This window comes from Sphaerisporangium sp. NBC_01403 (genome assembly GCF_045040145.1).
GTDB lineage: Bacteria > Actinomycetota > Actinomycetes > Streptosporangiales > Streptosporangiaceae > Sphaerisporangium > Sphaerisporangium viridialbum.
Window position 1 is genome coordinate 34,953 of sequence record NZ_CP109534.1, and the last position, 24,994, is coordinate 59,946.

The window sequence follows — 24,994 nt, forward strand, 5'->3', positions numbered from 1 at the left end:
TGTGTGATCGAAATGTGCGTCAAAGCAAACGGCTGCGGCCCCATCCGCGCGTCAGCCGGCGGACGGCGAACGTGCCGGACACCAGGCCGATCGCCAGCAGGACCCCGGCCGGGGCCAGCATGCTCGCGGCGTCGCCGCGCACGGCGGCCTGCAGCATCGTCAGGGCCCAGTACCCGGGTGACACGTGGGCGGCGATCTGCGCCCACTCGGGCATGATGCTCAGCGGCACCAGCGCGCCGCCGAGCGAGCTGAGGGTGAGGGCGCCCACGTCGGAGATCACGCTGAGCTCGCCGTGGCTGCGGACGATCGTGGCGAGCGCCGCGCCGATCGAGAGCAGCGTGAAGGCCCAGAGCGCCATCGCCAGGGCGACGAACCCGAGGGAACGCGGCACCGGCAGCCCGATGACCAGGCAGCCGTAGATGAGCAGGATCGTCTGCTGCACGACCATCACGACGAAGATCGGTATGGTCTTGCCGAGCAGCAGCTCGGTCGCCGAGGCCCTGCTCACGCGCAGGCGGTCCCAGGTGCGCCAGGTCCGCTCGACGAGGATCGCGTTGCCCGCGATGGAGATGGCGAACACCGAGAACATCACCAGCAGGCCGGTGACCACCTTGGTGGCGCCGCCGTCGACCGCCCTGACGTACAGCGGCTTCAGCACCAGCATGAGCACCATCGGCATGACGACGTAGCTGATCATCTGCCCCGGGTCGCGCAGGCGGATGGTCGTGTTGTGCTTTGCCAGCGCGCCGATCCGGTACGCGGCGTCACGCAGGGTGTCGAGCGCGCCGGCCCGGTGGGAGGTTTCCAGGGGTGCGGCATCAAGAAGCATCGCTGACCGCCAGGGATCTGTAGAGGTCGTCGAGGGAGGGGTTGCGCACGTCGACCGCGCTGATCGGGTGCTCGGCGCGGCCGAGCATGTCGATCAGGGTGGCCGCCGGGTCCGTCGTCGAGACCGTGAGCTCCTCCCCGTTGTCCAGGAGGAGCCTCACCTCGCCCGGCAGCCCGTCCACCAGCTCCTCATAGGTGCCTCTGGCGATGACGCGGCCGTTGCGCGCGACCGCGATCGTGGCCTGGAGCTCGGTGAGCTCGGGGAGGTAGTGGGTGGTGTAGACGACGGCGGCGCCCTCGCCGGCACGCTGCTTCACCACGTCGAGCATCGCCTCCCTGGTCTCCAGGTCGGCTCCCGCGGTGGGCTCGTCGAGCAGCAGAAGCCCCGGCCGGTGGACGAGCGCGGTGGCCGCCTGGGTGCGGCGCTGCTGGCCGCCGGACAGGCCGGCCGTGTGCCGGTCGATGAAGTCGTTGAGCCGCAGCGCGACGACGAGATCGTCGATGGCGCTTTGCAGAGCCGCCCGGCGCAGGCCGGCGAGCTTGCCGAAGAGCTCCAGGTGCTCGCGGACGGTGATGGAGGGGTAGAGCGCGATGTGCTGGGGCGCGACCCCCACCCGGCCGCTGGTGGCGGAGGGCGGCCTGCCGTCGATGGTCACGTGGCCGCTGTCCGGGCGGATCAGGTGTGACACGATCTCGACGAAGGTCGTCTTCCCCGCGCCGTTGTGCCCGACGAGCCCGACGATCTCACCGGCCGCCACGCTCAGGTTGAACCCGTCGAGAGCCTGGACCGAGCCATAGCGCTTGACCAGATCGATTGCTTCCAGCAACGTGCCACCTCCTTAACCATTCACGCCGACTGTGGCATCCGCGCTGTAGGGTGTTATCGTTGCGACTTCCATTCATGCGGCATGTCCGCCGCATATTCGGCCGGCGCACTGAATACCTCGCGCCATCCGACGGCTGAATACGGCTGACCCGGTGAAATCGAGGTTACCGCCACGGTCCCTGGAGATGATGGGCCCGCTTGTGGCAAGAAGTGGCCTGAAAGAACCGGCCATCGGTTGGGCCACGATTCGGCACCCGAGCTTGACGACAACCCACCGGTCTGCTGTCATGCTCAATTGTCATGACTATCGCGCACTCCGACACATCGGTGTCGGACGAAGACGACGACCGTCCCGGGGGACTGCCGCCGTTCGCGGCTGGGCCGGTCGCGGTCGTCGCCGCAGCGCTCGCCGCGCTGCTCACAGCTCTGTCCGGCCGTTACGGGTTCCACCGTGACGAGCTGTACTTCATGGTCGCCGGAGACCGTCCGGCCTGGGGATACATCGACCAGCCGCCGCTGACCCCGCTGCTGGCCCGGGCGAGCACCGCCCTGTTCGGCGAGACTCCCGTCGGGCTACGCGTCGTCGGCACCCTGCTGAGCATCCTGACCGTCGTGGTCGTCGCGCTGGTCGCCAGGGAGCTCGGGGGAGGCCGGCGCGCCCAGTTGCTCGCGGCCGTCTTCACCGCCACCTCCGGCATCGTCCTCGGGCTCGGCCACTTGGTCGCCACGGCCACGTTCGACATGCTCGCGTGGCTCGTCATCAGCTGGCTGGTGCTGAGGCTGCTGCGCACAGGAGACGGCCGCTGGTATCTGGCGATCGGCGCCGCCATCGGCGTCGGCCTGCTCAACAAGCAGCTCGTCGCCCTGGTGGTGGTGGCGCTGCTGGTCTCGGTGCTGGCGGCCGGGCCGAGGCGGGTGCTGCGCACCTGGTGGCTCCTCGCCGGGGCGGTCGTCGCGCTGGTCCTGGCGTCGCCGAACCTTCTGTGGGCGGCGGCGCACGGCTGGCCCCAGTTCACCGTCGCGGCCGGCATCAGCGACCGCGAGGGCGGCGAGAACCGCCTGATGTTCGTGCCACTCCTGCTCGTGCAGCTCTCCCCGCTGTTCGTGCCGATCTGGGCGGCCGGGCTCGTACGGCTGTGGCGCGACCCGGCGATCCGGTGGGCGCGGCCGTTCGCGGTGGCCGTCCCGCTGCTCGTGGTGGTCGTGCCGATCTTCGGTGGCAAGTCCTACTACGTGCTGCCGCTGCTGATCGTGGCGATGGCGGCCGGCGCCACGAGCGTCGTCCGCTGGGCGGCCGCCGGGCGGCGGAGCCGGGTGCTCGCGGCCGTGATCGCCGTCGCCGCCCTGGTCAACATCGTCGTGGTGCTGCCGGTGCTGCCCCCTGACACCGTGCGCGTGGTCAGCGCGATGTACAGGGAGCAGGGCGAGCAGGTGGGCTGGCCCACGCTGGCGTCCACCGTCGCGGGCGTCTGGGGGCGGATCCCGTCCGAGCAGCGCTCGCGGGCCGTCGTCTTCGCCCAGAACTACGGCGAGGCCGCGGCGATCGCACGGTACGGGCCCGGCCACGGCCTGCCGCCCGCGTACTCCGCCCACATGAGCTACTACGAGTGGGGCCCGCCGCCGGACTCCGCCGACGGGCCTGTGGTGCTCGTCTACTACAAGGACAACCTGCGGCTTCCCCGGCTCTTCGGCGAGTGCCGGCCGGCGGAGCGCGTCGACCTCGGGTTCGAGCTGGGCAACGAGCTGCAGGACGACGTCGTCCAGCTGTGCTCGGGCCCGCACGCCCCCTGGTCCACCCTGTGGCCCATGCTCCGCCACTTCTAGCGAACGGCCACGTCATGTTCTGACGTGGCCGTTCTCCGCGGTGGGGATTCCGGTATTACCGCCGTCAACGGCCGAACGTCATTCGGCTATTGTCGTGCGCGCGAACCAGCGGCCGAACGTCATTCGGCTATGGCGGTGCGCATGAACCAGCGGAACACCGGGAAATCGACGCCGTCGATTTCCGTGCTCTCGCCCTGATGGCTGAAGTGTTCGTATCCTCCGCCGACGGGCAATTTCAAGGTCTCGGCGACGGTCGTGACCCGTTGAATTCGCTGATCGGTGGGCAGGTATGACGGGCCGCCTACCAGGACCACTCCGATCTGAAACACGGTGGCACCTCCTTCGGGTGTGTTTCCGCCGCTCGATATTCACAGCGGAATGTTGGAATGGCGTCCCCGGGAATGCGGCGCCCCCGCCAGGGCCTCCGCCAGCCGGAGCCGCGTGGTCGCGGGCGCGATCACCTCGTCGACGACCCCGAGGGACATCGCCCGCTCGACGCCGCCGGCCACCCGCCGGTGCTCCTCGACCAGGCGCGCCCGCAACGCGTCCCGTTCGTCCTCGGGGGCCGCGGCGAGCGCCTTCTTGTGCAGGACGCCGACCGCCGCCTCGGCGCCCATCACCGCCACCTCCGCGCCGGGCCAGGCGAAGACCGCCGTGGCGCCGAGCGAGCGGGAGTTCATGGCGATGTAGGCCCCGCCGTAGGACTTGCGGGTGATCAGGGTGACCCGGGGCACGACGGCCTCGGCGAAGGCGTGCAGGAGCTTGGCGCCACGCCTGACGACACCGCCCCACTCCTGCCCGACTCCGGGGAGGTAGCCCGGCACGTCCACCAGCACGACGAGGGGGACGCCGAGCGAGTCGCACATGCGGACGAAGCGCGAGCCCTTCTCGGCGGACAGCGAGTCCAGGCAGCCGCCCTTGCGGATGGGGTTGTTGGCGAGCACGCCGACCGACCTGCCGCCGAGCCTGCCGAGCCCCACCAGGAGGTTGGCGGCCCAGCGCGGCTGCAGCTCCTCGAAGACCACCCCGGCCTCGTCGGCGTCCATGATGGCGTGGACGAGCGGCCGCACGTCGTACGCCCGGCGGGGCGACTCGGGGAGGAACGCTCCGAGGTCCCGGTGGTCCCGGTGGTCCCGGTGCTCCCGCAGGCGCGTGAGGTCGAAGGTGCCCGGCCGGGAGAAGAACCCGACGAGGCGGCGGGCCCGTACGTACGCCTCGTCCTCGCCGCCGACCGTCACATGGGCCACCCCGGACTTGGGGCCGTGCGTCTCGGGGCCGCCGAGCCCCGCCATGTCGATGGTCTCGCCCGTGACGCTTCGCACGATGTCGGGACCCGTCACGAAGACGCGGGCGGCGTCGGCCATCATGACGATGTCGGTGAGCGCCGGGCCGTAGGCGGCGGCTCCCGCCGCGGGCCCGAGGACGACGGAGATCTGCGGGATCACGCCGGAGGCCCTGGTCATGGCGGCGAACATCAGCCCGACGCCGTGCATCGACTCGACCCCGTCGGCCAGCCGGGCGCCTCCGGAGTGCCACAGGCCGACCACCGGGCACCCCATGCGCTCGGCCGCCTCGATCGCCGCCACGATGTGCGTCGCGCCGGCGGCCCCGAGCGCGCCGCCCATGCGCGTCGCGTCGGTGCAGTAGGCGACCACCGGGGCTCCGTCCACCAGCCCGCGTACGGCGCTCACACCGCTGTCGTCGTCGCCGTGGAGGGGCACGGGGGAGCCGGGGTCGAGCAGCCGCGCGAGGCGTACCGACGGTGCCCGGCCGTCGATCTCCTGAGCCGGGGATTTCTCGACCGCAATGGTGGACAGGACAGTCATCGCTGAATTCCCCTGCTGTATGGAGTCAACCGGTAATAGTGCCGAATTTGCCGCAGTTATCGATGCGAGCCAACCCCTGTTCGTGTAGGAATCGTGTTGACCGATGCCCCTGGCCCCGTTTTCCCGGCCCTCGCCCGGGGGTTCGCCCCACGTTCTCTCCGGAGGGCGGATGGGACGTCGTACCAGGTGGGATGGGGTGCGACGGGTGGCCCCGGGTGCGCGGGAAGGCCGTCCTCACAGGCCGCCGCGTGCCGCGGTGGCAACTTGTGGCCGGAACTTCTGCAGGTTGACGCCCTCTGGTGATTCGCGTTCATGTTTCTATGACGTGAACTCACTGCCTGGAGGACGTGCCTTGTCCATATGGTCGTTACCGATAGTCGCCGCCGTTCTGGCCGCGACGGCATTTCCGGGGGGCGCGGTCGTCCAGTCCACCCCCGACGAAGATCCGGCCGCCTTGGTCAACACCTTTCTGGGGACCAAGGAGGGAGGCCCCGACTTCGGTCACGGCGGCGGGGCGGGCATGAACTTCCCCGGTGCCGTCCTGCCGTTCGGGATGATGCAGTGGAGCCCCGACACGGTGGCGAACGCCGGCGGCGGCTACAAATGGGAGGACAACCGCCTGCGCGGGTTCTCCATGACCCACATCTCGGGGCCCGGATGCACGGGCGCGCAGGACTTCCCCGTGATGCCGATCTCCGGGACGATCGGCAGGTCGCCGGCCACCCATGGCGACGACTACGTGCCGACGTTCAAGCATGAGAACGAGAAGTCGTCGCCCGGCTTCTACGGCACCACCCTGGACACTGGGGTCAAGGCCGAGCTGTCGGTGAGCACGCGCGCCGGTGTGGGGCGGTTCACCTTCCCACCGGGCAAGCCCGGCACGCTGCTGCTGAACACCAGCGGCTCGGTCAACGGCATCGACGACGGTGAGACCCGGATCACGGGGAACACCGTCGAGGGCTGGGTGCAGACCGGCGGGTTCTGCGGGCCCCCGATGCGCTACAGGGTCTACTTCTCCGCCACCTTCGACCAGCCGGTCACCGGTTCCGGCACGTGGAAGGACGACGCCGTGCTCCCCGGCGTCCAGACGGTCAGGAACGCCTCCAAGGCCAAGGTCACGGGCGAGACCGTGACGGCCCAGGATGTGGTCGTGAACGGCCCCGGGTCGGGCGCCTACCTGCAGTTCGACTCCGCCAGGCCGGTGCAGATGCGCGTGGGACTGTCGTACGTGAGCGTCGACGGGGCCCGGAACAACGTCAGGACCGAGATCGGCACCGACGGGCTCGACCAGGTGACGCAGAAGGCCCGGGCCACCTGGAGCAAGCGGCTCGGCCAGGTGCGGGTCACCGGCGGCACCCTGGACCAGCGCCGCACCTTCTACAGCAACCTCTACCACTCCCTGCTGCAGCCGTACGTCGCCGAGGACAACGACGGCACGTACACCGGGATGGACAACAAGCCGCACAAGGTCGCCGCGGGCCGTCACCACTACGCGACGTTCTCCGGGTGGGACATCTACCGCAGCGAGGTGCAGCTCCTCGCCCTGCTCGCGCCCGACGTGGGCAGCGACATCGCGCAGTCGATGTACGACAACGCGCAGTCGATCGGAAACGTGTGGGACCGGTGGTCGCACCAGAGCGCGGTCACCGGTGTCATGGTGGGCGACCCGTTCCACTCGATCATCTCCAGCATGTACGCCTTCGGGGCGCGCGGTTACGACGCACCCACGGTCCTGAAGGCCATGATCGCGGCGGCCAAGCGCGTCGGCCCGATGGACATCGGCCACCCGCAGGCCAAGTACGACGAGCGGCCGGGCAACGCCGCGTTCATGGCGAAGGGGTACGTCCCGGCGGACCCCTCCTCGACCCTGGAGTACGGCGTCGCGGACTTCGGGCTCGCCCAGCTCGCCTCCCGTCTCGGCGACGCGACGACGTCCGGCGAGTTCATGAAGCGCTCGCAGGCCTGGCAGAACATCTACAACCCGGCCAACTCCTGGATCCAGCCGCGCATGGCCGAAGGGTCGTTCACCTCCCCCTTCGACCCCGCGAACCCCGACCTCTACATCGAGGGCAACGGCGCGCAGTACCACTGGCTGGTGCCGCACAACCCGCGCGGGCTGTTCGACGTCATGGGCGGCAACGCCAAGGCGGCCGGCCGGCTCGACGGATACTTCAAGAAGCTCAACGCCGGTCCGAAGGAGCCCTACGCCTACATGGGCAACGAGCCGGCCATGCCGGCGCCGTGGCTGTACGCGTGGGCCGGGCAGCCGTACAAGACCCAGGACCTCGTGCGGCGGGTGCAGCAGGAGCTGTTCAAGCCGGGCCCGGACGGGCTGGCGGGGAACGACGACCTCGGGGCCATGGGCTCCTGGTACGTGTGGTCGGCGATGGGCATCTTCCCCGCCATCCCCGGCAGGGCGGAACTGCTGGTCAACACCCCGCTGTTCGACAAGATCACCATTAGCAGGGACGGGGGCGCCATTGAGATCAACGCGCCCGGCTCCGCCAGCAGGTACGTCCAGACGCTCAAGGTGAACGGGGTGCGGACGACCAAGGCGTGGCTGCCGGAGTCGTTCGCCACCGGTGGCGGCCGGCTGGACTTCACGCTCGGCACCGCGCCGAACACCACCTTCGGAGCCGACGCGAAGGACGCGCCGCCGTCGTTCAACGACGGCGCGAAGCCGTACCTCATCGGCGCCGACCCGGGCAGCGGCCCGGTCGAGCCGGGCGGCACCTTCGAGGCGCTGTTCGCCGCGCAGTCCGCGACCAAGGCCGTGTCGCTGAAGTGGGAGGCGAAGCCGCCGGCGGGCATCACCGTCTCACCCGCCAGTGGGACCTTCCAGGTGCCGGCCGGAGGCAGGGCAACGGTGAAGCTCAGGATCACCGTGGGCGCCGGCGTGGGCGTCGGGTTCCAGACCGTGCCGATCACGGCGACCGAGCCGACGTCCTCGGGTTCGGTCTCCACGGCGCAGACCACCGGCGTGCGGCTCAACGTGGCCAAGCGCGGGACGATCGACTGGTACGTGAACAACGCCGGCATCGGCGACGAGGCCGAACCTGGCCAGGCCAACCTCGACGGAGCCGGATTCGGCTACCCGGCGCAGGCGCTCGCGGGAGCCGGGCTGCGGCCGGGCGGCAAGGTCGACTGGAAGGGCTTCCAGTTCACCTGGCCGAACCGCAGGCTCGGCGAGTGGGACAACCTGGTGACGGGGAGCCAGGCGATCGAGATGGCGGCGCCCGACGGGGCCACCAAGCTCGCCTTCCTCGGGTCGGGCACCAACACCGCGCCGCTGGTGGACACGACGATCACCTACACCGACGGCTCGACGAGCACGGCCAAGCTGGGCTTCAGCGACTGGATGCTGAACTACGGAGGTAGCCCGCCCAGCTACGGGAACGAGATCGTGGCCCAGGCGCCCTACCAGTTGTACTCCGGCTCCTGGCAGATTCAGCCGCTCAGCACGTTCGTCTTCGCCGCCCAGCCGATCGCGCTGACCGCGGGCAAGAAGGTGAAGAGCGTGAAGTTCTCACCGGTCGAGGGCGGCTCGCTGCACATCTTCGCGTGGGCCTTCTCCTGACCCGCGGGTGATCGTGGGCCTTCTTCCGGACCGCGGGTGATCGTGGGCCTTCTTCCGGACCGCGAATGATCGAGGACCCCGCGGGGGGCGCGAGCCCTCCGCGGGGTCCTTTTCGGACGCCTTGCCGGCCGGGTAAGGTGCGCGGATCCCCGGAGCCGCAGGACAAGAGCGAACGCCTGAAGCAGGGTGAGCGTGGGAGCCGGCGGGACTACCGTTCAGGTCCGGGTGATCGGTTCCTGGAGCTCCGTGGCCCAGGCGTCTCTGTCTTCGCCGTACTCGATGTAGAGCTCGCGGTTGTAACCGGCCGAGCGGTAGCCGTTGGCGTCGATCCAGCGAGCCAGGGTCTGGACGGTCGGCATGACGTCGTCCATGGGGCCGCGGTGCACGATCGTGGCCGCCTCCTCGATCTCGGGCAGGTCCACGATCGCGAAGTCGTGGTCGCCACCGGGCTCGACGCCGACCGGCATGGCGGCGTGGACCAGGATCCCCTCGCCGTCCGGCGAGTCCTCGTAGTAGGCGATGGCCGGACCGCTCAGCGTCACCCCGGCCCGGTCGAGCCTGCGGCACAGCTCCTCGTACAGGGGCTGGATGACCGGGCCGATCGACTCGGGCTCGAAGCCCGCCGCGATGCCCGTGAGCTCGGCCACCCGCACTCCGGGGATCCGCTTGATCTGGATGTCCTCGGCCGGCATGGCGCCCTCCCTTTCGATGATCTGGAGTCTCGCCTCGACCTGGGCCAGCCGCGCGGTGTCGCTCGCGATCTGCGACTGCAGCTCGGCCCGGCGCAGCCGCAACATGCCGCGCAGCTCCTCGACGTTCACCTTGTCGTCCAGGATGGACCGCACCTGCTGGAGGGTGAACCCGAGGTCCTTCAACGCGACGATGCGGTTCAGCCGCGCGAGCTGCCGCGCCTCGTACGAGCGGTAGCCGGTGGCCTGGTCCACGTGGACGGGCCGCAGGAGCCCGATCGCGTCGTAGTGCCGCAACATGCGCACCGACACACGACCGTGCCTGGCGAATTCTCCAATATTGAACATGACGCTCCCAGATCTACGCCCTCACACAGTGTCAGGGTCAAGCATGAACCAGCATGTCCCCGGCTTTCCGAAGCCGCCTAACTATTCCGGCGGGTCTCCTCGCTCCCGGTTCTGAAGCCACCTAACGATTAAGGGTCGCCTATCTTGGTGTTGCCGGACATAAGTAAAGATCCATATCCTTCGTGATGTACAACCGTTTAGGGGAACGCGTTGTGGTGTTTTCCATTCACTAACAGTCATGGAGGCACTCGCGAAATTCAAGAGAACCGTTACGTCCCTGGCCGCCGCCGGGGCATTCTTCGGCGCGAGCCTGACGATGGCGTCGGCCGCCAGCGCGGACGACATCAGTTGGGACGCTGCTCCGTCTGGTGACATCAGCTGGGACATCGCCCCCGCCCACGTGGCCTGAGCTGACACTTTCAGTGACGAGGCGCCGACACGGAACTCACGCCCACAAGGGTCTCTAGCCAGGCCAGGACGAGCGGCGAAGCTCACGGCAGGTCTGCGCCGGTGATCCCTGGCGTTCGGTATCGTGCCTGGTCGGCGGTCTCCGGGACCCGGCCGAGCCTCGGCCTGTAAGCCACTCGTACCCCGCCGCCAGTCGGCGGCGGAACCGGACCCCCGGCTCCCGGCATCGGGACGCCGGACCGGACCCCCGTATTGACGGACTCCGCTCGGGTCCGTGCCACCGGCCCCAAAATAGCTCTGAGCGATCTCACTACACCGTGAAGGTGCCGTTATTCGGTATATCACCGGTATCTCAATCGATTGCTCAAGCCGTTACCCTGCCGGCCTGTGCAGATGATCACTGCGTGACCGGCCGAATTCTATTGGTCGCCTCGGTGTGGACCAGGTTCACGTAATCCCTGAATTGCTCGCAAGTCAGCTTGGGGGATCATGCACGCCTTCGTTGGGGCTGGTGGCACGGACCCGAGCGGTTCACCTTCCAGACCGTGCTCCGATTTATGAAGGAAGCTCTGACCTGCCTATCCCGTTATAAGTTTCACCGACATTACCGATACCCATCCCAGCAAGGTCTCCACGGCACCACCCAAGCGGACAACCGTCCCGCCGTCCGCCCTCCTGCTGTCCCGCTGTCCATCCCCGCCTTAGGCGGGGGAGCGGCCGAGCATGGCGAGGATCTGGTCGAAACGGGTCGCGCCCTCGGGTGCCGCCAGGCCATGCCGGAACGCGGAGCCCGGCTGGCGACACCGCTCGTCGTCAGGCACCGACTGGGCGATCGGCCAAACGTAGGTGATGTCGCGGAGCAGCTCGTCGGCGGCGAGCGACACGGGCAGGTGCGCGGTCTTGGAGATGTTCACCTTGGGAAGGATCGGGGCGAGTGGGGAGTCCCTTGCGTCTATTGTCCCAAGAAATGGGGTTGTTCGGGGTGAGGCCCGGCGCCCAGCCGTGGTTCGGCCCCCGCGTGTTCGGCAAGGCTTTTCAGATTCGCCTGCCGGGCTGCCGGCCAGGCGGCACCATGATGCTGGCCCCGCTCAGCTTGGAGGACCTGGTGCAGGCAACCCTGTTCGACACCGACGACACCCTGGATGCCGAGCCCGTTCTGATGGCGCTGTACGAGGAGTATTACGCGCTGATCTGGCAGGGGCTGAAGCGACATGAGTTCCGCCGGCGGTTCGTCGCCGGCAGGGCCACGAGATGGTACGTGTACCTGAACGCGCCGGCGTCGCGCCTGGGGGCGGTCATCGACCTGGGCCCTGCCGTGGTGGACAGCCCCGAGGCGATCGCCGCGATCGCAGACCAGGCCCGGCCGGGCAACGGCGTGAGCGTGCTGGAGTACGTCCGGGATCTGGAACAGGCGTACGCGATTCCGATCCTGCGGGTGCGTGAGTACACGGGTGTGTCGGCGCAGGTGCTTCGCGCCGAGCTCGGGGCGTGGCATCCTCCGCAGGGATACCTGAGGCTGCGCAACCCCGCCAATCTGGACCTGCTGCGCATCTGCGAGAAGGTCACCTCGGGGGCGCCGATTCGGGAGATGTCGATACAGCATCCGTGACACCGTGACACGGGCTGCCGCGCGTGCGCCGTCCAGCCAGGAGATGATGGGTAGTGGCCCGCCGTCTGGAAGACCCCAGGGAGCCGACCCCGCTGCGCAGGGCCCGCCTGGCGCGCACCTGGACCCTGGAAGACGTCGTCGAGCAGATGGATCTGCGCGCGCCCGGCGGTCACTCGGGGGTGACACCGAGCATGGTCAGCGGCTGGGAGCTCGGCCGGCATGCCACCAGCCTCGCTCACCGCAAGACGCTGTGCGACATCTACCAGATGTCGGCCACGGTGCTGTTCGCCTACCAGGATGAGGACCTGGGCAAGCGGGCGGCGCCTCAGCTTGTGGTGGGCCCGCCGCATCTTCACCGGGCGATGGTGGCCACGGTGGAGGGGGCCCGGGACTGCCTGGTCATCATGGGGTCCCGATCTCGGAACGAGGCGTACCTGCGGGCGGTCGAGTCCGCCCTTGAGCGGCGGCCGGCGTTGGTCTACTACCGGGTGCTGTTCGGGCCGCCGCACCACCAGGTCCTGATGGATCACCTGCTGCGGCTGCTGGCGCTGCGCGATCCCCATGATCGTAGTCTGGCAGTCAAGACGCTGCACGTGGGGATCGTGGAGGAGGGTCAGGGGATGCCGGAGCGGTTCTTCTGCGCGAGCGAACGGCAGGCCGTCGTGCCGATTCCTTCGCTGACCTCTCTTGAGGCGTTCGACTCGGGGGTGATGCTGGGCGCGGGTGAGGCGCTTCGGCTGCTGGATCATGGCCGTCAGGCGTATGCGGCGTCCCGGCGGATCGAGACGCTCCAGCAGATCGGCGACCTGGCGGTTGTACGCGCCGGGCAGGAGCGGGCGTGAGCGCCGGTCGGCCGGATGCCGCCTCGGTCCTGGCGGCGGCGGAGCGGGACCTTGGGTCGGTGGTGGAGTTCGCGCGTGACCTGGTGCGCATTCCGAGCCGGGGCGGCATCGATGCCTATGACCCGATCCTTGACCGCGTGGCCGCATGGCTGGCGGAGCGGGGGATTGCGGTGCGGCGGCTCGCCGAACCGGGCGGAACCACGGTCGCGCTGACATGTGAGGTGACGGGCGGGCGTCCCGGGCCGCGGTACGTGCTGGATGCCTGCCTGGACACCGCCCCCTTCGGTGATGAGGCCGCCTGGTCCTATTCGCCGCTGTCGGGGGAACTCGCCGACGGCTGGTTGCGTGGGCGCGGCGCGTCGGACTCCAAAGCCGGGGTGGCGATCTTCGCGCATGTGCTCGCCCGGCTGCACGCGCAGCGGGACCGGCTGCGGGGCGGCGTGGTGCTGCTGCTGGACGTCGACGAGCACACCGGGGCGTTCGGCGGCGCAAAGGCCTACTTCCAGGGCCCGCAGGCGCCTGACCGTGTGGACGGGGTGATGATCGGCTACCCCGGCAGCGAGCACGTGGTGACCGGCGGGCGGGGGGTGCTGCGGGCCCGGGTGCACGTGTACGGCGTGGCCGGCCACTCGGGCGCCAGCAAGACCACCGCCAACGCCATCGCCAAGGCCGCCGTCCTCATCGGCGCCCTGGGCGAGGTTCCTCTCCCGTCGACCGGTGGGGAGGACTTCCCGCTGCCGGCCAAGCTGACCGTGACGGCGATCCACGGCGGCGAGGGCTTCTCGGTCGTCCCCGACCTGTGCACGCTCAACGTCGATATCCGTCTCACCCCGGCATTGGACGAGCAGGCCGCCGAGAAACTACTGCGCGGCTGCGTCACCGGGGTGGACGCGCTCTGGCCGGGGACCGAGCCGACGCACGTGGAGATCACCACGCGGTGGCCCGCCTACCGGCTGGGCCCCGGCTCGGCGTTGAAGACGGCGTTGCTGGAGGCCGCGCACGCGGTCGGATTGAACACGACGGCGAAGATCGCGGGACCGTCGAACATCGGGAACTACCTGGCCGGGCTCGGGATCGAGGCGACCGCCGGGTTCGGCGTCGACTACGCCGGGCTGCACGGCACCGACGAGCGGATCCGCATCGCCTCGATCCCGGCGGTTCACGCGGCTTATCACCACGCGCTACTCACCCTGCTCGGAGCGCACTGACCTGCGGGAACCGCGGTTGCGTCGGTAGCGCGTCGACAACGGGTGGACAAAAGCGTGACAGCTCGGCCGCTGGCCGGACCCCGTGCCTGTGAGTGATGGTTCCCCTACGGCAAGCCAACACCCGTCTGGGAGGCACCACCCATGGAGTCTCGCCCGTCCGACCTGACCGTCGGGTTCCCCCGCGAAAGCGGACCCGAACGCCGCACCATCTGCACCCCCGACGTCGCCCGCGCGCTGACCGGCGCCGGGTTCGGCGTCATCGCCGAGCCGGGCCTGGGCCAGGGGGTGTTCATCGACGACCACGCCTACGCTGCGGCCGGGGTCCGCTTCACCCGCCCAGAGGAAACGTGGGCGGCGCCGCTGGTGCTGCGCTACAAGTCCCCCGACCCGACCGACCTGGGCCGCCTATCGGCCGGGCAGCACATCGGCGCGCTGTTCCACGCCGAGGGCGACGCCGAGCTCATGGCCGCGCTCCAGGCGTGCGGGGCGACGGCGTGGAGCTACGAGTTCGTCCAGGAAGACGGCCACTTCCCGCTGGGCCGGCCGGGCGGGCAGATCGCCGGCGTGCAGGCGGTCCTCGCAGGCGCACAGGCCTTACAGGACCCCGGCGGCCGCGGGGTGCTGCTCGGCCGGATCGACGGCGCGACCCCGGCCACCGTCGTGGTCATCGGCTCGGGCAACGTGGGCGCCGCGGCCGCGCGGGCCTCTGCGGCGCTCGGCGCCGACGTGGTCGTGCTGACCAGCGGCGAAGCCTCCCGCAACGCCTACGCCCGATCCGCCCCGGCCGACGTTCGCGTGCTGGTCAACACCCGCCAGACGCTGCTCGGCTGCCTGAGAGACGCCGACCTGGTCATCGGCGCGATCCTGGTGTCGACCTACGACACCCCTGCCATGATCAGCGCCGACGACCTGGCGCTGATGCGGCCCGGCGCGGTCATCGTGGACGCCACCTGCGGGTACGGCCCCGGCTACCTGCCGGCCGCCGGGCCCGTGCAACGGCCCGGCGATCCGCCGCGCCTGGTCGGCGGCATCCTGCACGTCAAGGTCGACATCTGGCCCGCGCTGGTGCCGGTGACCGCCACGGCCGCCTACACCGGCAACGCCGCCCCCTACCTGGTGCGCCTGGCCCGCGCCGCGCTACTCGGTCACCAGGACCCCGCGCTGCAGGCCGCCGTCATCGTCCAGGACGGCAAGCTCGTCCACCCGGCGCTGCTCCAGCACACCGAGTTCTACCGGAACCGGCCGTGACCGCCCGCGGCTACCAGCAGCGCGCCGCCACCTACCCCGCCGAGATCGCCGGCGTGGCTCCGCCGCGGCTGCTGGGCGGGTTGCTGCACTCCGGGACGACCGTCGCGGAGATCCCCAGCGGCACGGGTCATTTCCTGCGCGTCTACGCCGCCGCGGACGCCCGGGTGGTGCTCGTCGACGCCAGTCGCGCCATGCTGGCCGCCGCCCGGCCGGTCGCGGCCGGGCAGTCGCTGCGCACCGTGTGCGCCCGCATCGAAGACCTGCCCGCCGAGCAGGTCGGCCCGGTCGATGTGGTCGTTATGCCCAACGCCGCGCTCAACCAGCTCGCCGCCGACGCAGACCTGGGGCGGGTGCTCGCCGCGGCGGCGAGCGTACTGCCCGCCGGTGGGCTGCTACTGGCCCAGGTCCTGCTCGTGGACGGCGATCGGGTGAGCGGCGGCTGCGGGTTCTACGACCCGGACCTGCCCGACGGGCAGTGGAAACCCGACCGGCGCCTGCGCGACGCCGAGGGTCGCGAGCTGGTGCGGCTGCGCCGCCAGCACCACCAGGGAGACCGGGTGCTCATCGACTTCTCCCTCACCCGCGGCGACGAACACCTCTACGATCACCAGGTCGCCCTCAGGCTGTTCACCGCCGAGGAACTGCACGACGCGCTGACCGCCGCCGGGTTCCAGGTGGCGCACCGGTTACCGGCCGACAACGGCGCGCAGCGGTCGGCGGAGGTCCTGGCCCGCCTCCCCGCCACCAGGATCCCGTGGAGAACGCGGACGGTCGCCGAGGCGGGCGAATACTGGGACCGGTACTACAACGACGAGTTCGTCACGGGGCTGGGCACCGAGACCATCGTCGCGGCCCTGCATACGCTCCCGCCGGTCGGAACGTGGATGGACGCGGGCGCCGGCTCCGAATCGCTGCTGTGGTCGATCCCCCTGGCAGCCGAGCACCTGATCGCCGTCGACCTCGACACCGACCGGCTCGCGCGGCTGCGCGCGTACGCGGCTGCGCGCCGGCCACGGCCCGCCTACCGGACGGTGCTGGAGATGTGCGGCCGCACCGAGCACGATTTCACCGCCCGCTGCCGGTCGCTCGCCGCGACGCTGCGCGCCGACTGCCTGACCGGGCGGCCACTGCCCATCGCCGAGGGCAGCGTCGAGCTAGTCACGCAATTCGGCCTGCTCGGCCTGGCAGCCACCCCCGAGGCGTTCCTGGCCGCCTGGGAGACCGTGCATGCGCCGCTTCAGCTGGGCGGGTGGTGCGCGGGCGCCAACTGGGTGAGCACCTCGGCCGCAGACCGCGTCGAGCTCACCGAGGAGCTCTACCGGCAGGCGTTCCAGGCGTGCGGCATCACGCCGCACCTGCTCACCTGTGAGCCGATCATTGCCGACCCGGATTTCTGCGCCGTTTGGATCTACACAGGGAGGACAGCGTGACCCGCCAGCACCCCAGCGACAGCCTGATCTTCGCCCCGGTCGGGATCGCCCACCTCACCGGCGACAACGCCGACCTGCTGCGCGCCGCCGCCTCCGGCCGCTCCCGGCTGCGTGTCACCACCGCCGCGCAACTCAACGGCGTCCCCCACTTCGGCACCGTCGTGACCATGCTCACGGTGTTCGCGTTCACCGCCCACGCCGCCGACGTTCTCGGCCTGCCCGCGGTCGTGGTGTTCGACAGCCTGGAGAACGCACCGGCCGAACACGTGCGGATCGACGGCGAGGTCTACACGCGCAGCGTCGGCGACCTCATCGACACCGGCGCCCTGGACCCCGCAGAGCGCCTCTCGGGATTCGAACGGCTGCTGACCTGGGCGAGCAAACGCTCCGGGATCGCTTATGAGTTCCGCGCCTATCAGGTCTACCAGGGGCTGCGCCCGGTACGGGAATGCCTGCACCGCATCGCCTACCAGCTCGGCGACTTCGCTCCCATCGTCGCCCCACGCGACGGCGTCGTGCGGATCCGGCCACGCTGCCCGTCCTGCCGGCTGCTGGAGAAGTCCGCGGCCAGCCTGCGCATCACCGCCCTGTCCGGCGCGGTCCGCCTGGACAGCCGATGCCCCGTCCATGGGCCCTACAGCGAACTGGTGCACATCGACGGCGGCGGCTGGTACGACGCCAACACCCCCGTCCGCTCGATCCAGAAGGGTTTTCTGCTGGCGGCCGAACGCGACCTCTACGACGCGTGCTCGGTGTCGGTCGACGGCGCCGACTGGGGAGGCGCCTGGCACGCGCACGTGCTGGCCCCCGCCCTGGCCACGCTCGGCGTCCCGCCCCGCGACTGGCCGATCTCGATCTTCACGCCGCTCATCGTGGACTACACCGGCGGCAAGCTGTCCAAAACCCTGTACGTCACCCACGGCGCCTACGCCGACCTGCCCGAGCTGTTCCTTGACCTGAACGTGCTGCTCGACACCTACGGCGAGGACGTCCTGCTCACCATCTGGGACGAGGTCACCCGCTGGGCCGCCGAACCCCGCCGGCTGCACCGGTCCTACACCGTCGACTACCTGCGTACGCTGCTCACCGCCGCTCAGCCGCGCGTGAACGGAAGCTGACAATGATCCACGCCGTCTACGACATGACCGGCTGCGACCTCGCCACGCTGTCGGGCGAGCAGCTCATGGCAGCGATGCGCGACACCGCGCTGCTGCTGGGCTGCACGATCCGAACCCAGCTCATCGAACCCTTCCAGCCGCACGGCGCCACCTGCGTACTGGTCCTGGCCGAATCACACATCCTCGTGTCGACATGGCCAGAAAGCGGACTCGCGCACCTGGACGTCTTCACCTGCCGCGCGGACGTCGACCCGGACGAAGCGATCGGCCCCCTGCTCGCCGCGCTGGGCGGGCAGGTGCGAAACGCTCAGCGTGTGCCACGGCTCGCGCCTGAATAGCGCAGAACACGCCGGATCCTTCCCGCACCTCCCGGCCATCTACCACCAGGCCGTCCCCGTCCTGCTGCACCTGACCGTCCCCTCCAAGCCGCGGCCCGCCCCGGCGGGCTGGGCGCCCACCCGGTACCGGGTCGCCGACCGCGCGGTCGAACCCGCCCGGCTTCAGGCCATGCCTCGGCCCGCAGGGACTCCCACAGGCGTTTGAGGGCTGCCACATCGGCGGCACGTTCGATGACATCGCCGCTCAGCGCATTGTCCACATGGACGACCTCGCCTCCGTCGAAATTGGCGATGACGAGAGGTCCGGCGAGGCCAGGGTAAGCATCGGGGTGGTGGGGTTCGCCGGGTTGTATTGGGGGCTGGTAGACATGGGCGGATGATCGATGTGCGTGCGTTCGAGGCGGGTGACGCGGTGACCGTCGCGTCCTGGGTTGACGGAGCAGAGGCGCTGACCACGTGGTCGGGGAACGCGGGGTTCTCCTGGCCGTTCGACCCCGATCAGCTAGTCGCCTTCCATGCCGCCGACCCTGACCGGCACACGCTGGTCGCGACCGAGGCGGACGGTACGCCGGTCGGCCAGATCTCGCTCAAGCCGGACGCTCGACGCTGGTCCGCCCGCCTGGGCATGGTCCTGGTCTCGCCGCAGGCTCGTGGCCGCGGATACGGCGCGGCGATGTTCCAGGCCGCGCTCCGGGTCGCCTTCGAGGAGATGAAGGTCCACCGCGTCGACCTCGGCGTGTACACCCACAACGCGAGCGCCATCCGCCTGTACGAGCGCCTCGGCTTCCAGCGCGAAGGCGTCCAGCGCGAGGTCACGCTGGTGAACGGCGAGTGGTGGTCATCCCTGACCATGAGCCTCCTCGCCCATGAATGGACCCACGGCTGACCGGCGTGGGTAGGGCTGTCGCGAACGGCCGCGCGGCCCGGGCTCCCGCACGCGCCGCACCTGCGGGAACGGCGGGAGCTTTCTCGTCGGGCCGCGATCGGATGGCTCCGGCGGCGCTGGGGTACGTGAGCTGCCGCCGGTCGCTGGTGTCAGGTGGTCAGGTGGCTCATGACGGTTTGGGCCGCTGGGGGGTTGAAGAGGATGGTGTAGTGGTTGGTGTCGGGGACGACTTCGGCGTCCAGGCTGGGGGACTGGGCTTGGGCCTCGGCGACCAGGGCGGGGGGCAGGAACGGCGGGGGGTCGCCCATCATGCCGTTGGGGGCCGTGAGGAGCACGGTGGGGAGCTTCAGCGCGCGCAGCGCCTCGTTGATCTTCTGGCCGCTGCTCAGCAGGTCGTGCCCGTCGGCGCGCACCGCTGAGGGCTGGGCGCGTGAACGCAGGGCACCCGGCTCGCCGGTGAGGTCGTACCGCAGGTAGAACTCCAGGTCGTCGCTCCAGGAGTCCTTGAACGCCGGGTGGGCGCGCCAGAAGTCGAAGTACTCCTCGACGGAGTCGAAGGTCCGGCTGAGCCTGGCCAGTGCGGGGCCGAGCGTCGCCCGCATCACCACGTCCGGGTCGAGGCCCTCGGGTACGGGCAGCGGGATCCCGCCGTCGACGAGCACCAGACGGCGGTACGGTTCCGGGCTTCGCACGGCGGCGAGCAGCGCGACGTACGCGCCCATGGAGTGGCCCGTCAGCACGTACTGCCCGGCGCCGATGTGGTGGGCGGCGGCGTTCAGGTCGGCGCTGTGGCGGTCGAAGCCGAACGGCCCCGGCAGGTCGGTGCTGCCGCCCCGGCCGCGCAGGTCGACGGCGATCAGTGACCATCCGGCGGGAAGGTGCCCGGCGACCGCCTGCCAGGAGGCGGCGGAGCCGGTGATCCCGTGAGCCGCCAGTATGACGGCGTCCCCGGTGCCCCACCGGAGCGCGCGCAGCTCGCCTCCGTCGACGGGGATGTCCAGCGGCTGGGGGGATTCGGTGGCCATGCCCACTCCCTTTCACGGTCCTGCTCCGTGCGAGCGTACCGACCCGCCGCTTCACCGCTCCAGCCCGGGCGGCGGCATCCGCCTCCCTTACAGCGGTCCAAGCCGGGAGGTGGCATCTCGCGTCTCACCGCTCCATGACCGCGGCACGGCATCCGCCTAAGTCGGGCGGAATGGACCTGGCCGGGCGTTCAGGTGAGCTGGTGGGCCCATGGGGGGTTGGCGCCGGGGACCTTGCAGGTCTCGGCGGCGGCTCGTACGGCGAAGGCGATGGCGGCCTCGACGTCCGCCGGGGTGAGGTCGGGCAGGCGCCCGCCCAGCCGTCCTCGGTGCTCCAGCACGTGCAGCAGCCCCGCCGTGAACGTGTCGCCCGCGCCCACGGTGTCGACGGCCTCCACCTCGACGGCCGGGACCGTGATCCGCACGCCGTCGAGCGAGGCGTGCACGTCGCCGGTGCCGCCGGTCACGACGACCAGACGGACGCCGTGCCCGTGCCAGGTGGTGAAGGCCTCCTCCGCCGACAGCCCAAGGTGGGCCAGGTCCTCGTCGCTGAGCCTGAGGATGTCGGCGATCCGCGCCCACCGGGGGAGGGCTTCGAGGTAGGTGGAGACCGGCACCAGGGCCGTGCGCACGTTCGGGTCGATGGAGATCGTGGCCTGGGCTCGCACGGCCTCCAGCAGCCGCTCGATGTGCGGCCCGCCGGGCGCGAGCGCCAGCGCGAGCGAGCCGGCGTGCACGCAGCGGGCGTCGTACGGCGCCCGCTCGGCCAGCTCCTCCGCGGTCCAGAGCCAGTCGGCGGTGCCCTCGGTGTAGAAGTCGTACGAGGCCTGCCCGGCCTCGTTCACCGCCGTGATCGCCAGCGTGGCGCGCTCCGGGGCGGTGACGCACGCGCTCAGGTCGACCCCCGAGCCGGCGAGGTGGTCGCGGATGAGCCGCCCGAGGGTGTCGTCCGCCAGGCGGCCGAGGAACCGTACCGGCGTGCCCAGGCGCCCGAGGGCGACGGCGGTGTTCACCGGGCCGCCCCCGGGGCGCACCTGGAGGTCCAGCATGCCGTCCCCGGGGATCACGAACGCGTCCGCGACGGCCTCACCGATCACGGTGATGTGCTGGTTCATGGGATCCGATTCTCCTCGGGCGTGGAGGACGACCGGACGGCGCCGGCGGCCGGCGAGTGGATCAGCGGGCCCATTATCGGCCTAGCGGACGTGCGGGAGCACCTCCCGTGCGTAGAAGTCGAAGAAGGCATCCTGGTCAGGGCCGATCTGGCTGATGTAGAGCTCGTCGAATCCGGCGTCGACGTACTGCTTGATCGCCTTGAGGTGCGCCTCGGGGTCCGGGCCGCACGGGGTGGACGCGGTCGCGTCCTCCTCGGAGACGATCTCGGCGAGCTGCTCGAAGTGCCGGGGGAGCGGCAGCAGCTGGGACGCCTCTCCCTTGATGCCCTGCGTCGGCCACAGGCGGTGGACGGTCTTGCGCGCCTGCGCGGCGTCCTCGGCGTAGCAGACCTTGAGGCCGCCCTGGACGGGCTTGCCCTCGCCGCCGGAGGAGTGGAACCTGTTCACCAGCTCGGCGTCGGGGCCGGTGCAGATGTAGCCGTCGGCGATGCGCCCGGCCAGCTCGACCGACTTGTCGCCGAAGCCGGAGATGTAGACCGGCGGCTGGTCGGGAAGGGTGTAGAGGCGGGCCGTGTCGACCTTGTAGTGCGTGCCACGATGGGTGACCAGCTCGCCGGTCCACAGCCTGCGCATCAGCTCGACGGCCTCTTCCAGCATCTCCAGCCGTTCGGCCGCCGGGGGCCACCGCGTGTCGATGATGTGCTCGTTGAGCGCCTCCCCGGTGCCGACGCCGAGCCTGAACCGGCCCTCCGAGATCACGGCGCTGGTCGCCGCGGCCTGGGCGATGACCGCGGGGTGGATGCGGACGAGCGGGCAGGTCACGGCGGTGGTGATCGGCAGCGAGGTGGCCTCGGCGACGGCCCCGATCACCGACCAGACGAACGGGCTCTGCCCCTGCTCGTCCAGCCACGGGTGGTAGTGGTCGGAGATCCACAGCCCCTCGAATCCCGCTCGCTCGGCCAGCTTGGCCTGCCGCACCAGCTCCCGGGGACCGTGCTCCTCGCTGGAGAGGAAGTATCCGAAGGTGGTCATCGTGGCCTCCTTGTCATCGCTTCGCCTGTGCGAAGGAGGCCCTACCCCAGAGGCACCGGGCAAACGGGCCCGGCCGGCCGGGCGCGAGGGTTGCCGCGCGGTTGGTCAGGCTTTCAGGTGCTTGTTACTGTGCATCGATGCGCTGGGGTGTCCGGTCCGCGGATGCCGCCGCCTCACTGTTCCGGCCGGGGGCTCCATGATCGTGACATTCGCCGATCCCGTTTCCCGGCGTGCCCGCGTATCGGCGGTCCCATGACACAGCTGAGCGGCGGCACCGGGTTCGCCGGAGCCATGCTGGGCCGCTTCCAGCACCCCGCGCAGGTGATCGTGGGCGGATTCGGCCTGGTGGCCCTCCTCGGCACGGCGCTGCTCTCCCTGCCGCTCGCCACGACCACCGGGCAGCGGGCCGACCTGCTGGAGGCGCTGTTCACCGCCACCTCCGCCGTGTGCGTCACCGGGCTGGTGATCGTGGACACCGGCACGCACTGGTCGATGTTCGGGGAGGTCGTCATCGTGGGGCTGGTCCAGGTGGGCGGCCTCGGCATCATGACCCTGGCCACGGTCTTCGCCGTGATGGTCTCCGGCCGGCTGGGGCTGCGGGCCAGCCTGCTGGCCCAGGCGGAGACCAAGGCGCTCAGCATGATCGACCTTCGCAGGGTCGTCCGCAAGGTGGTCGTCTTCAGCCTGGTGTCGGAGGTGATCCTCACGGCCGTGCTCACCGCCCGGTTCATGATCGGGTACGGCGAGCCCGTCGGGAGGGCGGCCTACTTCGGCGCCTTCCACGCCGTCGCGGCGTTCAACAACTCGGGGTTCGCGCTCTGGCCCGACAGCCTGATGAGGTTCGTCTCCGATCCCTGGATCTGCGTCACCATCGCGGTCGCCGTCATCATCGGCGGGCTCGGCTTCCCCGTGTGGTTCGAGCTGCTCCGGTCGTGGCGGCGTCCGAGCAGGTGGTCGATCCTCACCCGGATCACGCTCGCGGTGTCGGCCGTGCTGGTCGTGTTCGGCACGGTGGTGTTCCTGTTGACCGAATGGTCCAACCCCAGGACGCTCGGCCCGCTGTCCGACCCGGCCAAGCTGCTGGCCGCGTTCTTCACCGGCGTCATGCCTCGCAGCGCGGGCTTCAACAGTATCGACATCACGCAGATGTACCCCTCAAGCTGGCTGGCCACCGACGTGCTGATGTTCATCGGCGGAGGCAGCGCCGGCACCGGCGGCGGCATCAAGGTGACCACGTTCGGGCTGCTGGCCTTCGTCCTGTGGGCCGAGCTGCGCGGCGAGACGCGGGTGAACGTCGGGCGCCGCCGCATCCCCGAGACCATCCAGCGCCAGGCACTGGCGATCGCGCTGCTCGGGGTGGGCCTGGTCGCCGTCGCGACGTACGCGCTGCTCGCGCTGACGCCGCACAGCCTGGACAGGGTGCTGTTCGAAGCGGTGTCGGCGTTCGGCACGGCCGGCATGTCCACCGGCATCACCGCCGACCTGCCCGCCGCCGGGCACGTGCTGATCCTGCTGCTGATGTTCGTGGGGCGCGTCGGCCCGCTCACCCTCGGTTCCGCGCTCGCGCTGCGCGAGCGCACCACCCGTTACGAGTTGCCGGAGGAGCGACCCATCGTTGGCTGAGTACAGCAGAGACAGTCCCGTGGTGGTGATCGGGCTGGGCCGTTTCGGCACCTCGCTCGCGCTTGAGCTCGTACGCCGGGGCACCGAGGTCCTGGCCATCGACAACCGGCCGAAGGTGGTGCAGAACCTCGCGGGGAGCCTCACCCACGTCGTCGCCGCCGACTCCACCGACATGGAGGCGCTCAGGCAGCTCGGCGTGCCCGACTTCTACCAGGCCGTGGTGGCGATCGGCGGCGACCTGGAGGCGAGCATCCTGACCGCCTCGCTGCTCGTCGAGCTGGAGGTGGAGAACATCTGGGCCAAGGCGGTCAGCCGCCAGCACGCCCGCATCCTGGAGCAGATCGGCATCCGGCACGTCGTGCTGCCCGAGCACGACATGGGCGAGCGGGTGGCCCACCTGGTCACCGGCCGGATGCTCGACTACATCGAGGTCGACGAGAACTTCGCCCTGGTCAAGACCCGCCCCCCGAAGGATCTGGTGGGCGTTTCCCTCGGGGAGTCCAGGCTGCGCAAGAAGCACGGCGTCACGATCGTGGGCGTCAAGAGCCAGGGCCAGGAGTTCACCTACGCCACGGCGGACACCGTCCTGATGTACGGAGACGTCATCATCGTGTCGGGGACGATCGAGAAGGTGGAGCGCTTCGCCGAGCTGACCTGAGGCGAGGTCGACCGGCTGAGCGGACGTCAGGCGCGGTCAGCCGACGTAGGCCAGGGCGTCGATCTCCACGAGCATCGCCTCGTTGGGCAGTCCGGTGAAGACCGTGGTGCGGCAGGGCAGTACCCCGCTCGGGCAGTTCTCCCTGACGAAGTCGCCGTAGGCCTCGTTCATCGGGGCGAAATCCTCCCTTTTGGTGAGGTAGACCCGGAACATCATCACGTCCTCCACGGTCGCGCCGCCGGCCGTGAGGATGGCCTTGACGTTCTCCAGGGTCCTGCGGGTCTGGGCGCGCACGTCGCCCGGGTGGACGTACTCCGACGTCCCCGGGTCCTGGGGTCCCTGGCCGGAGACCTGCAGGAGCGGGCCCTTGCGCACGCCCTGGGAGAAGACCCACGCGGGCGCGGGAGCGCCGTCGGTGCGGACGGCGGTCTTGTCACTCATTGCGGCTCCGAAGATCGGCTTCCAGGCTTCCCGGTCACGTTGACCGGCAGTGATAACGCGGGTAGAAACTAGCGCAATCCACGCAAAAGAGGAGGCCC

The 24,994-nt window shown here is 70.2% G+C and carries 24 protein-coding genes; 13 read left to right on the forward strand and 11 right to left on the reverse strand.

The window, feature by feature from the left end:
• Window positions 1-19: 19 nt before the first annotated feature.
• Both OG589_RS00120 and OG589_RS00125 read right to left on the reverse strand, forming a co-directional pair.
• Window positions 20-829 carry an ABC transporter permease gene (locus tag OG589_RS00120; RefSeq protein ID WP_405145106.1) on the reverse strand — a complete coding sequence of 270 codons (810 nt, stop codon included), beginning with the start codon at window positions 827-829 and terminating at the stop codon, window positions 20-22.
• A complete protein-coding gene (locus OG589_RS00125) occupies window positions 819-1,655 on the reverse strand; it encodes an ABC transporter ATP-binding protein (RefSeq protein WP_405145107.1) in 837 nt (278 codons plus the stop codon). Before OG589_RS00125 ends, OG589_RS00120 begins: the two co-directional genes overlap by 11 nt.
• A gap of 299 nt (window positions 1,656-1,954) precedes the next feature.
• On the opposite strand from OG589_RS00125, the gene OG589_RS00130 reads away from it, so the two are divergent.
• Window positions 1,955-3,478, forward strand: a complete 1,524-nt coding sequence (locus tag OG589_RS00130; RefSeq protein WP_405145108.1) for an ArnT family glycosyltransferase — start codon at window positions 1,955-1,957, stop codon at window positions 3,476-3,478.
• Window positions 3,479-3,597: 119 nt separating this feature from the next.
• Here OG589_RS00130 and OG589_RS00135 read toward each other — a convergent pair whose 3' ends face one another.
• Window positions 3,598-3,807, reverse strand: a complete 210-nt coding sequence (locus tag OG589_RS00135; RefSeq protein WP_405145109.1) for a DUF5988 family protein — start codon at window positions 3,805-3,807, stop codon at window positions 3,598-3,600.
• A 39-nt stretch (window positions 3,808-3,846) separates the two neighbouring features.
• The gene (locus OG589_RS00140) at window positions 3,847-5,304 is read right to left on the reverse strand and encodes an acyl-CoA carboxylase subunit beta (protein WP_405145110.1); all 1,458 of its coding nucleotides are present in this window, start codon (window positions 5,302-5,304) and stop codon (window positions 3,847-3,849) included.
• A gap of 352 nt (window positions 5,305-5,656) precedes the next feature.
• Here OG589_RS00140 and OG589_RS00145 point away from each other — a divergent pair, with 352 nt between their 5' ends.
• Complete coding sequence (locus OG589_RS00145) at window positions 5,657-8,881, forward strand: GH92 family glycosyl hydrolase (protein WP_405145111.1); 3,225 nt, start codon at window positions 5,657-5,659, stop codon at window positions 8,879-8,881.
• Between the two features lie 215 nt (window positions 8,882-9,096).
• On the opposite strand, the gene OG589_RS00150 is transcribed toward OG589_RS00145, so the two are convergent.
• Entirely contained in the window at window positions 9,097-9,918 is an 822-nt protein-coding gene (locus tag OG589_RS00150) for a MerR family transcriptional regulator (RefSeq protein ID WP_405145112.1), read from the reverse strand.
• 238 nt (window positions 9,919-10,156) lie between these two features.
• Between OG589_RS00150 and OG589_RS00155 the strand changes: the two genes are divergently transcribed.
• On the forward strand, window positions 10,157-10,327 hold the full coding sequence (locus OG589_RS00155) for a hypothetical protein (protein WP_405145113.1): 171 nt from the start codon (window positions 10,157-10,159) through the stop codon (window positions 10,325-10,327).
• Between the two features lie 700 nt (window positions 10,328-11,027).
• Here the strand turns inward: OG589_RS00155 and OG589_RS00160 are convergent.
• The gene (locus OG589_RS00160) at window positions 11,028-11,240 is read right to left on the reverse strand and encodes a hypothetical protein (RefSeq protein WP_405145114.1); all 213 of its coding nucleotides are present in this window, start codon (window positions 11,238-11,240) and stop codon (window positions 11,028-11,030) included.
• Between the two features lie 104 nt (window positions 11,241-11,344).
• On the opposite strand from OG589_RS00160, the gene OG589_RS00165 reads away from it, so the two are divergent.
• The 7 genes from OG589_RS00165 (at window position 11,345) to speD (ending at window position 18,119) form a co-directional block, all read left to right on the forward strand.
• Window positions 11,345-11,935, forward strand: coding sequence for a hypothetical protein (locus OG589_RS00165; protein WP_405145115.1), 591 nt, complete (start codon window positions 11,345-11,347; stop codon window positions 11,933-11,935).
• A gap of 53 nt (window positions 11,936-11,988) precedes the next feature.
• Window positions 11,989-12,777 (forward strand): helix-turn-helix domain-containing protein, encoded by a 789-nt coding sequence (locus tag OG589_RS00170; protein WP_405145116.1) that lies wholly within the window; start codon window positions 11,989-11,991, stop codon window positions 12,775-12,777.
• Window positions 12,774-13,985 carry a M20 family metallopeptidase gene (locus tag OG589_RS00175; RefSeq protein WP_405145117.1) on the forward strand — a complete coding sequence of 404 codons (1,212 nt, stop codon included), beginning with the start codon at window positions 12,774-12,776 and terminating at the stop codon, window positions 13,983-13,985. The genes OG589_RS00170 and OG589_RS00175 overlap by 4 nt, the downstream gene beginning before the upstream one ends.
• Window positions 13,986-14,126: 141 nt before the next feature.
• Window positions 14,127-15,233 (forward strand): NAD(P)-dependent oxidoreductase, encoded by a 1,107-nt coding sequence (locus OG589_RS00180; protein ID WP_405145118.1) that lies wholly within the window; start codon window positions 14,127-14,129, stop codon window positions 15,231-15,233.
• Entirely contained in the window at window positions 15,230-16,663 is a 1,434-nt protein-coding gene (locus OG589_RS00185; protein ID WP_405145119.1) for a class I SAM-dependent methyltransferase, read from the forward strand. The genes OG589_RS00180 and OG589_RS00185 overlap by 4 nt, the downstream gene beginning before the upstream one ends.
• The gene (locus tag OG589_RS00190) at window positions 16,660-17,781 is read left to right on the forward strand and encodes a hypothetical protein (protein ID WP_405145120.1); all 1,122 of its coding nucleotides are present in this window, start codon (window positions 16,660-16,662) and stop codon (window positions 17,779-17,781) included. Before OG589_RS00185 ends, OG589_RS00190 begins: the two co-directional genes overlap by 4 nt.
• Before the next feature lie 2 nt (window positions 17,782-17,783).
• Window positions 17,784-18,119, forward strand: a complete 336-nt coding sequence (gene speD, locus OG589_RS00195; protein WP_405145121.1) for an adenosylmethionine decarboxylase — start codon at window positions 17,784-17,786, stop codon at window positions 18,117-18,119.
• Here the strand turns inward: speD and OG589_RS00200 are convergent.
• Complete coding sequence (locus OG589_RS00200; protein WP_405152247.1) at window positions 18,089-18,562, reverse strand: Scr1 family TA system antitoxin-like transcriptional regulator; 474 nt, start codon at window positions 18,560-18,562, stop codon at window positions 18,089-18,091. The two genes, speD and OG589_RS00200, sit on opposite strands and share 31 nt — an antisense overlap.
• Between OG589_RS00200 and OG589_RS00205 the strand changes: the two genes are divergently transcribed.
• Entirely contained in the window at window positions 18,496-19,005 is a 510-nt protein-coding gene (locus OG589_RS00205) for a GNAT family N-acetyltransferase (RefSeq protein WP_405145122.1), read from the forward strand. The genes OG589_RS00200 and OG589_RS00205 overlap by 67 nt on opposite strands.
• A gap of 149 nt (window positions 19,006-19,154) precedes the next feature.
• On the opposite strand, the gene OG589_RS00210 is transcribed toward OG589_RS00205, so the two are convergent.
• The 3 genes from OG589_RS00210 to OG589_RS00220 all read right to left on the reverse strand — a co-directional run bounded on the left by OG589_RS00210 (window position 19,155) and on the right by OG589_RS00220 (window position 22,174).
• Window positions 19,155-20,030 (reverse strand): alpha/beta fold hydrolase, encoded by an 876-nt coding sequence (locus tag OG589_RS00210; RefSeq protein ID WP_405145123.1) that lies wholly within the window; start codon window positions 20,028-20,030, stop codon window positions 19,155-19,157.
• A gap of 188 nt (window positions 20,031-20,218) precedes the next feature.
• Window positions 20,219-21,142 carry a carbohydrate kinase gene (locus OG589_RS00215; protein WP_405145124.1) on the reverse strand — a complete coding sequence of 308 codons (924 nt, stop codon included), beginning with the start codon at window positions 21,140-21,142 and terminating at the stop codon, window positions 20,219-20,221.
• A gap of 81 nt (window positions 21,143-21,223) precedes the next feature.
• The gene (locus tag OG589_RS00220; RefSeq protein ID WP_405145125.1) at window positions 21,224-22,174 is read right to left on the reverse strand and encodes an LLM class F420-dependent oxidoreductase; all 951 of its coding nucleotides are present in this window, start codon (window positions 22,172-22,174) and stop codon (window positions 21,224-21,226) included.
• Window positions 22,175-22,426: 252 nt separating this feature from the next.
• Here OG589_RS00220 and OG589_RS00225 point away from each other — a divergent pair, with 252 nt between their 5' ends.
• Both OG589_RS00225 and OG589_RS00230 read left to right on the forward strand, forming a co-directional pair.
• On the forward strand, window positions 22,427-23,797 hold the full coding sequence (locus OG589_RS00225; RefSeq protein WP_405145126.1) for a TrkH family potassium uptake protein: 1,371 nt from the start codon (window positions 22,427-22,429) through the stop codon (window positions 23,795-23,797).
• Window positions 23,790-24,455 carry a potassium channel family protein gene (locus OG589_RS00230; protein ID WP_405145127.1) on the forward strand — a complete coding sequence of 222 codons (666 nt, stop codon included), beginning with the start codon at window positions 23,790-23,792 and terminating at the stop codon, window positions 24,453-24,455. The genes OG589_RS00225 and OG589_RS00230 overlap by 8 nt, the downstream gene beginning before the upstream one ends.
• A 36-nt stretch (window positions 24,456-24,491) precedes the next feature.
• Here the strand turns inward: OG589_RS00230 and OG589_RS00235 are convergent, their stop codons facing one another.
• On the reverse strand, window positions 24,492-24,896 hold the full coding sequence (locus tag OG589_RS00235; protein WP_405145128.1) for a RidA family protein: 405 nt from the start codon (window positions 24,894-24,896) through the stop codon (window positions 24,492-24,494).
• Window positions 24,897-24,994 lie beyond the last annotated feature (98 nt).